The 6,712-nt window shown below is 73.4% G+C and carries 8 protein-coding genes and 2 pseudogenes; 9 read left to right on the top strand and 1 reads right to left on the bottom strand.

Going from position 1 to position 6,712, the window contains the following annotated elements; genetic code table 11:
• Window positions 1–189: 189 nt before the first annotated feature.
• From JS521_RS32345 to JS521_RS32335, 3 genes and pseudogenes are all read left to right on the top strand, one after another.
• Window positions 190–1,038: pseudogene (locus tag JS521_RS32345) on the top strand (glutamate--cysteine ligase); the annotation flags it as partial.
• Window positions 1,039–1,146: 108 nt separating this feature from the next.
• The gene (locus tag JS521_RS32340; RefSeq protein ID WP_205086463.1) at window positions 1,147–1,719 is read left to right on the top strand and encodes a DJ-1/PfpI/YhbO family deglycase/protease; all 573 of its coding nucleotides are present in this window, start codon (window positions 1,147–1,149) and stop codon (window positions 1,717–1,719) included.
• 152 nt (window positions 1,720–1,871) lie between these two features.
• Window positions 1,872–2,045 (top strand): annotated as a pseudogene (locus JS521_RS32335) (hydrogenase expression protein HypE); the annotation flags it as partial.
• A gap of 210 nt (window positions 2,046–2,255) precedes the next feature.
• Here JS521_RS32335 and JS521_RS32330 read toward each other — a convergent pair.
• A complete protein-coding gene (locus JS521_RS32330; protein WP_205086462.1) occupies window positions 2,256–3,284 on the bottom strand; it encodes a S66 family peptidase in 1,029 nt (342 codons plus the stop codon).
• Between the two features lie 150 nt (window positions 3,285–3,434).
• Between JS521_RS32330 and JS521_RS32325 the strand changes: the two genes are divergently transcribed.
• From JS521_RS32325 to JS521_RS37595, 6 genes are all read left to right on the top strand, one after another.
• Window positions 3,435–4,334 carry a siderophore-interacting protein gene (locus JS521_RS32325; protein ID WP_205086461.1) on the top strand — a complete coding sequence of 300 codons (900 nt, stop codon included), beginning with the start codon at window positions 3,435–3,437 and terminating at the stop codon, window positions 4,332–4,334.
• Between the two features lie 140 nt (window positions 4,335–4,474).
• Window positions 4,475–4,693 (top strand): MbtH family protein, encoded by a 219-nt coding sequence (locus tag JS521_RS32320; RefSeq protein WP_010059194.1) that lies wholly within the window; start codon window positions 4,475–4,477, stop codon window positions 4,691–4,693.
• A 143-nt stretch (window positions 4,694–4,836) separates the two neighbouring features.
• On the top strand, window positions 4,837–5,400 hold the full coding sequence (locus JS521_RS32315; RefSeq protein WP_205086460.1) for a heme-binding beta-barrel domain-containing protein: 564 nt from the start codon (window positions 4,837–4,839) through the stop codon (window positions 5,398–5,400).
• A gap of 87 nt (window positions 5,401–5,487) precedes the next feature.
• Complete coding sequence (locus JS521_RS32310; protein WP_030805081.1) at window positions 5,488–5,916, top strand: DUF4190 domain-containing protein; 429 nt, start codon at window positions 5,488–5,490, stop codon at window positions 5,914–5,916.
• Between the two features lie 51 nt (window positions 5,917–5,967).
• Window positions 5,968–6,354 (top strand): VOC family protein, encoded by a 387-nt coding sequence (locus JS521_RS32305; RefSeq protein ID WP_205086459.1) that lies wholly within the window; start codon window positions 5,968–5,970, stop codon window positions 6,352–6,354.
• A gap of 167 nt (window positions 6,355–6,521) precedes the next feature.
• Window positions 6,522–6,599, top strand: coding sequence for a 50S ribosomal protein bL37 (locus JS521_RS37595; RefSeq protein ID WP_370454205.1), 78 nt, complete (start codon window positions 6,522–6,524; stop codon window positions 6,597–6,599).
• Window positions 6,600–6,712: the final 113 nt, after the last annotated feature.

Genomic DNA, 6,712 nt, shown 5'->3' with positions numbered 1-6,712 from the left:
CCGGCCCCGCCCCCCGCCCCCCCCGCCCCCGCCGCCGCCCCCCCGCCCCCCCGCCCCCCCCCCCCGCCCCCCCCCGCCCCCCCCCCCCCCCCCCCCCCCCCCCCCCCCCCCCGCCCCCCCCCCGGCCCCCCCCCCCGGGGCCCCCCCCCCGGGGGCGCCCCCCCCCCCCCCCCCCCCCCCCCCCCCCACGCCGGTGCGTCGGTGGCGGCCCTGGCGACCTTACCGCTCCCGGTCAGCCCGGAGATCGGCACGGGGGAGCGGTACCGGTGGATGGCCGAGCGCTTCGGGCTGACCGCCCAGGAGCAGCTGACCTGCGGCTGCCACGTCCATGTCTCGGTGGCCTCGGAAGAGGAGGGCGTCGCCGTGCTCGACCGGATGCGCTGCTGGCTGCCCGTCCTGCTCGCCCTGAGCGCCAATTCCCCGTTCTGGCAGGGGCAGGACAGCCGGTACAGCAGCTACCGCAGCCAGGTGTGGGGACGGTGGCCGTCGGCCGGCCCGGTGGACGTCCACGGCTCCGCCGAGGCGTACCACGCCCGGGTGCGGTCCCTGGTCGGCACGGAAGTGCTCCGGGACGAAGGGATGATCTACTTCGATGCCCGCCTCTCGCACCGCTACCCCACCGTGGAGGTCAGGATCGCGGACGTCTGCCTGGACCCTGCCGACACCGTGCTGCTGGCCACCCTGGTACGGGGACTGGCGGAGACGGCCGCACGGGAGTGGCGGGCCGGTGAGCCGCCCCCGGAGGCCAGCACCTCCCTGCTGCGCGCGGCCTCCTGGCAGGCGGGCCGCTCGGGCGTGGAGGAACGGCTCCTCCACCCCCGCACCTGGCGTCCGGAGCCCGCCCCCGATGTCCTGCGGGCGCTGCTGCACCATGTGCGGGACGCCCTGGAGAACAGCGGTGACCTGGCGGCCGTGGAGAAGGCCCTGGCCACCGTGGTCCGGCGCGGGAACGGGGCACGGATCCAGCGCGAGACGCTCGCGCGGACCGGGAGCCTGCGCGACACCGTCGCCGAATGCGTCCGGATAACGGCCGGCTGAGCCACCGGCCGGCATCCGGCGGCCGACCGAGCCCCGGAGCGGTGTCCGATGGCCGGCCGAGCCCCCGAACGGCATCCGATGAACGACACCTCAGGAACGGAGCAGTCCATGTCCACCAAGTCCACCAACGCCCTCGACGACCGCCGGATCCTGGCCATCGTCACCAACTACGGCGTCGAGCAGGACGAACTCGTCGTCCCCGTGAAGCACCTCCGCGACCACGGGGCACAGGTCAGCGTGGCGGCGGTCTCCGCCGACCCGATCCGCACCCTCGTCGGCGACCGGGATCCCGGCGAGACCGTGCGCCCCGACCTCACGCTCGCCGACGTCGACCCCGCCGCGTACGACCTCCTCCTGGTCCCGGGCGGCACGCTGAACGCCGACTCGCTCCGCCTGGAGGACGCCACCACCCGGATCGTCAGCTCGTTCGCCGCCTCCGGCCGGCCGGTGGCCGCCATCTGCCACGGGCCGTGGGCGCTGGTCGAGGGCGGCTACGTCGAGGGCAAGACGTTGACCTCGTACGCGTCGCTGCGCACCGACATCACCAACGCGGGCGGCACCTGGGTCGACAAGCCGGTGGTCCGCGACGACGCCTCCGGCTGGTCGCTCATCACCTCCCGTAACCCCGGAGACCTGGAGGACTTCCTCGGCGAGATCGACGCGGTGCTCGCCGAGAGCTGAGCCGGCCGCCACGGGGCGTCCCGCCGGGCGCCCCGGCAGGTGAACGCGGGCCATAGGGCCAGGCCGCACTTACCCGCCCGGGGGTGCTCGGGGTATCAGGAATGATGCTGCCGGCCAGAGATCCTGCGTGCGGGCCGGCCCGAGGAGGGCCCATGCCCCCCCCGACCGCCACCACGGCCGACGCGGACGTCACCGAAGCCCCTCCGGAGGACCCGACCGTTCACATTCTGTGGATCAACGCGGGGCTGAGCTGCGACGGATACTCGGTCTCCCTCGCCGCGGCCACCCAGCCGAGCATCGAGGAACTCGCGCTCGGCGCCCTGCCCTGCACCGCCATCGCACCCCCTGGCGAACGCGGGCTCCGGGCCTGCGGCCCCCTGATCGCCGACCCGCGACCGGTCCTCGCTGCCGCCGCGGCGGACGCCCGGGTGGGTGCCCGGCCACAGCAGCGGCCCGCCGCTTCCACCGCGCGGTGACCGTCCTCGTACGGGAGTTGCGCGCGGGGCCCGGCAGCGCCGCCCGGTGCCGCCCGGTGGTCAGTCCAGCATCTGCGTCAGCTCGCTGCGCGTGGCGGTGTGCACGACCCTGCACCGTGCCCCGTTGACGAGCGGCAGGTACGGCGGCACATGGCCGCACTCGACGTCGGCGACGATCGGCACGTCCAGCGGCCCGAGCGCTTCGATCACGGCCTCGTGCTGGGTGAGCGAAGCGGTGTCCGGGGCCGAGGTCCGGCCGACGAGCACGGCTTCGGCCGCCTCGAAGAATCCGGCCATCCGCATCCCGTGGAGATTGCGGCAGATGGTGAACGCGTCATGGCCGCCGGCCTCCACGTACACGAGAAGCCCCTCCGGGGCGTGCGCCCGTGCGAAGGCGGAGGTGTCGAGGTACGGCGTCCCGGTGAGGTTGCACAGCATCTCGACGCAGCCCCCGATCAGCCGCCCCTCGACGTCCACATCGCCGCCGCCGTCCAGCCGGGTCCACCGCCCCGGGGTGTCGAGCGTGAACGTGCGGGCGTCCGGATGCTCCGCGTAGTCGTCCCGGCCCGAGACCCGGTGCCGCTCCGGCGGTACCTGGGCGAACCGGTGGCCCGCCGGCGCGGCGACGATGTCGAGCCACGACACCAGCCCCTCCGGCACTCGGTAGGGGGTGTCCATGAGGTTGTTCCCGTGGACGGTCGCCACCCCGGTGAGCAGGGTCAGCGGCGTCATCACGGTCGACATGTCGGAGTAGCCGACCACCCAGGTCGGCTCGGCCGCCCGCACCGCCTCCCAGTCGATCAGCGGCAGCAGATCGAGCGCCGTCTCCCCGCCCCACGGCGGCACCACGGCCCTGATGCCGGGGTCCGTCAGCATCGCCGTCAGCTCGGCCGCCCGCTCGACCGCGGGTGCGCTGACGTGCCCGGAGCCGTCCATGCACCGGCCGACGACGACCTCGTACCCCCGCGCCTCCACATCGCGCACCGCCACCGCGAGCCGCTCGCCCAGTTCCTCGGGCACCCCGCTCGACGGGGACGTGAGGCCGACGCGGTCACCGGGGCGCAGGGGGCGCGGATATCGAACGGGCATGCGCCGGATTCTGGCACAGCGCCCGGCCTGGTGACCGATGCCGTCTCGAACCGGTGAGCGCGGAAGGTTAGGCTGACCTAAGTCATTCGGTTCTCTCGTCCCCGCGGGCGAGGCGCTCAGGCCGACCACGCGTACGAAGGGGCAGTGTCCATGACGATCCATCGAGCCGTCGTCGCCCGAGTGCAGCCGCTCACCCCGAGCATGACCCGCGTCACCCTCCACGGAGAGGGTCTTGCGGGCTTCCGCACCACCGGGGTCGGCGACGAGTACGTGCGGATCTTCCTCCCGCACGGCCCGGACCGCACCGACGTCTCCCTGCCCCGGACCACCGAGCAGGGCGGCTGGGAGACCCCCGATGGACAGCCCGTCGCGCCGATGCGCACGTACACGATCCGTGCCGTCCGTCCGGAGGCGGGCGAGATCGACATCGACTTCGTGCTGCACGAGGGGGGTGTGGCGTCCGGCTGGGCCGCCGAGGCGCGACCCGGCGACGTCGTGGGCGTCAACGACCCCACCGGCCTCTACACCCCCCCGGCCGATCTCTCCTGGCAGGTCCTGGTCGCCGACCAGACCGGTCTGCCGGCCGCCGCCCGGCTGCTGGAGAACACTCCCGGGCATGTCCGGACCCGGGTTGTCCTGGAAGCGCCCGACCCCTCGGCCGTGCTGTCGCTGCACGAAGCGGCCGACTCCAAGGTGACCTGGGCCTACGGCGGCAACGGCCACGGACCGAGCCGCCTGGCCGACCTGGTCGCCGCCGCCGTGCCGCCCGGCACGGACCTCGCGGGCGGGTACGTCTGGGTGGCTGGGGAGACCAACGCCCTGCGTGCCGTGCGCCGTTACCTCCGGCGTGAGCTGGGGCTCCCGGCCGAGCGCTTCAAGGTCGTCGGCTACTGGATACCGAACTCCGACACCTGGTCCGAGCGGTACGAGGCGCTGCCCGACGCCGTCCGGGCCGAGCTGGAGGCCCTCTGGGACAACCCTGTGGCGGGCGGCGAGACCGAGGACCTCACCATCCGCTACGAGGCCCGCCTCAGCGACCTCGGGCTCTGACCGGCCAGGCCCCACCGATGGGGCAGTGAAATCCCCAGGCGTGCAGGTGAGTTGTGAAATCCGGTGGGGTGATCACGTAGGGATGGGTAGGGTCGCTTCGCCAAGTAGAGGCAGCCTTACCTGAAGTTGTGGAGGAAGCGGTGACCAATCCGTTCGATGACGAGGACGGCACCTACCTGGTGCTCGTCAACGACGAGGGGCAGCACTCCTTGTGGCCGGCGTTCGCCGAGGTGCCTTCCGGATGGACCGTGGCGCACCCGGAGAGCACCCGTCAGGCCTGCCTGGACTATGTCGAACAGAACTGGACCGACCTGCGGCCCAAGAGCCTGATCGAGAGCACGGCTGCCGACTCCGCCTGAGAGCCGGTATCGGACGCGCCCTCTGTCCGATGGCCCCCCCCCCCCGGGCGCGGGGCCCTCGGTGTGCTCGCCACACCGTGACCGCACACCCCCTAGGCTGCGATCCTGCACCGGCCCCGACGGATTCAGGAGCGCACCCCCGCATGAACCACCCCGTCCGCGACGTCCCCTTTCCCTTCCCCGAGGCGCTGAGTACCGACGCGTCCCCCGCGCCGCACCCCCTGCTCGCCCCGGTGACCGGATTCCTCGGCACCTGGCGGGGCACGGGGAGCGGCGGGTATCCGACGCTGGAGGCGGACTTCACGTACGCGCAGGAGGTCACGTTCAGCCACGACGGGCGGCCCTTCCTCGCGTACGAGGCCCGGGCCTGGCTGCTCGACGCGGACGGGAACCCCCTGCGGCCGTCCGCCCGGGAGACCGGCTGGTGGCGGCTGCAGCCGGACGGCCGGATGGAAGCCCTGATCACCCAGCCCACCGGCATCGCGGAGATCCTCTCCGGCCACGCCCGCGACGGCGCCGTCGACCTCGCCACCGAACAGGTCTCCCTCGCCCCCACCGCCAAGCAGGTCGACGCCACCCGCCGCCGCTACACCCTGACGGAGCCGGACACGCTCGCCTTCGTCCACGACCTCGCCGCGGTCGGCCGGCCGCTCCAGCACCACCTGTCGGCCGACCTCCGCCGGACAGCGCCTGGTCAGGGGAGTTAGTTGCCGGAGCGTGACCGAAACGGCGGAATGGCGGCCGGGCCACGGGGCAGGTGGACGGGAAGCCAGGAGAACAGGAGCACCCTCCCGATGTCCCTTCCCTCGTACCCGGATTCCCCGTACTCGGCGCCGCCCGTATCCGACCACGACTCCTACGGCGGCCAGCAGCCCGCCCGGACGAACGGCTTCGCCGTCGCCGCCCTGGTGCTCGGTCTCCTCGCCTGCCTGTTCTTCTGGACCGTCGTCGGCGGACTGCTCCTGGGCCTGCTCGCCGTCGTCTTCGGCATCATCGCCGCGCTCCGCACCCGCCAGGGCCGCGCACCGCGTCGCGTGATGGCCATAGTCGGTGCCGTGTTCGGTGCCCTCGGGCTCATCGGGTCGGCGATCGTCCTCGTGGTGGCCGTCTCCGTGTTCGACTCCCAGGAGTTCAAGGACTTCGAGAGCTGTGTGGACCGGGCCAACGGGCAGGCCGCCGAGGACCGGTGCACGGAGGACTTCATCGACGAACTGAGCAACTGACGGATCCCGCAGGAACCGCCGCCCCGCGGGGCAGCGGCGTACGCTCGGCCCATGGTGCATGTACTGGGCAGCAGGATCCTGCTGCACCCCACCGACCCCGAGCGTTCCCGCGTCTTCTACGGCGAGGCCCTGGGCCTCGCCGTCTACCGTGAATTCGGTACGGGCCCCGAGCGCGGAACGGTCTACTTCCTCGGCGGCGGATTCCTGGAGGTCTCCGGCCGGGGCGAGGAGCCGCCCTCCTCGGCCGTACAGATCTGGCTCCAGGTCGACGACGCCGAGGCAGCCCACGAGGAACTGCGGGCCAAGGACGTCACCGTCCTGCGACCCCCGAAACGCGAGCCCTGGGGGCTCGTCGAGATGTGGATCGAGGACCCCGACGGTGTGCGGATCGCCGTCGTCGAGGTGCCGGACGACCACCCCCTGCGCTACCGGCCCTGACCGGCGGTCTCCGCACATCAGTCCACCCCCGCCCGGCACCGCACCGCCGGTTGCACGCGCAGCGGGTGTTTGCCACGGTGTGGTTGGGTAGGCGGCCCGGTGATCACCGGGTGACCTCACCCGCCTGACCGTCCGCACCAAGGCACCGAGCAGATAAGGAGGGTTCGATGTCCTCGAAGCGACGTCGCAAGAAGAAGGCCCGCCGCAAGAACGGCGCGAACCACGGCAAGCGTCCGCAGAGCTGAAAGGCCGGGACGCGGGGGGCGGCGCGCGCCCGGCCCGGCGGGAGAGCGGCGGCCGCGCCGCGGACGGGGGGGGGGTGGGCTCGCCGGGGCGCGCCTGGGCCAGCAGCAGCGCC

It is taken from the genome of Streptomyces durocortorensis (genome assembly GCF_016901035.1).
GTDB classification, from domain to species: domain Bacteria; phylum Actinomycetota; class Actinomycetes; order Streptomycetales; family Streptomycetaceae; genus Streptomyces; species Streptomyces durocortorensis.
This window is presented reverse-complemented; position numbering and strand designations above follow the sequence as displayed.

Coding starts and splice junctions, on each gene's coding strand:
- JS521_RS32340 (WP_205086463.1), top strand. CDS start 1,147: ATGTCCACCAAGTCCACCAACGCCCTCGACGACCGCCGGATCCTGGCC.
- JS521_RS32330 (WP_205086462.1), bottom strand. CDS start 3,284: ATGCCCGTTCGATATCCGCGCCCCCTGCGCCCCGGTGACCGCGTCGGC.
- JS521_RS32325 (WP_205086461.1), top strand. CDS start 3,435: ATGACGATCCATCGAGCCGTCGTCGCCCGAGTGCAGCCGCTCACCCCG.
- JS521_RS32315 (WP_205086460.1), top strand. CDS start 4,837: ATGAACCACCCCGTCCGCGACGTCCCCTTTCCCTTCCCCGAGGCGCTG.
- JS521_RS32310 (WP_030805081.1), top strand. CDS start 5,488: ATGTCCCTTCCCTCGTACCCGGATTCCCCGTACTCGGCGCCGCCCGTA.
- JS521_RS32305 (WP_205086459.1), top strand. CDS start 5,968: ATGGTGCATGTACTGGGCAGCAGGATCCTGCTGCACCCCACCGACCCC.
- JS521_RS37595 (WP_370454205.1), top strand. CDS start 6,522: ATGTCCTCGAAGCGACGTCGCAAGAAGAAGGCCCGCCGCAAGAACGGC.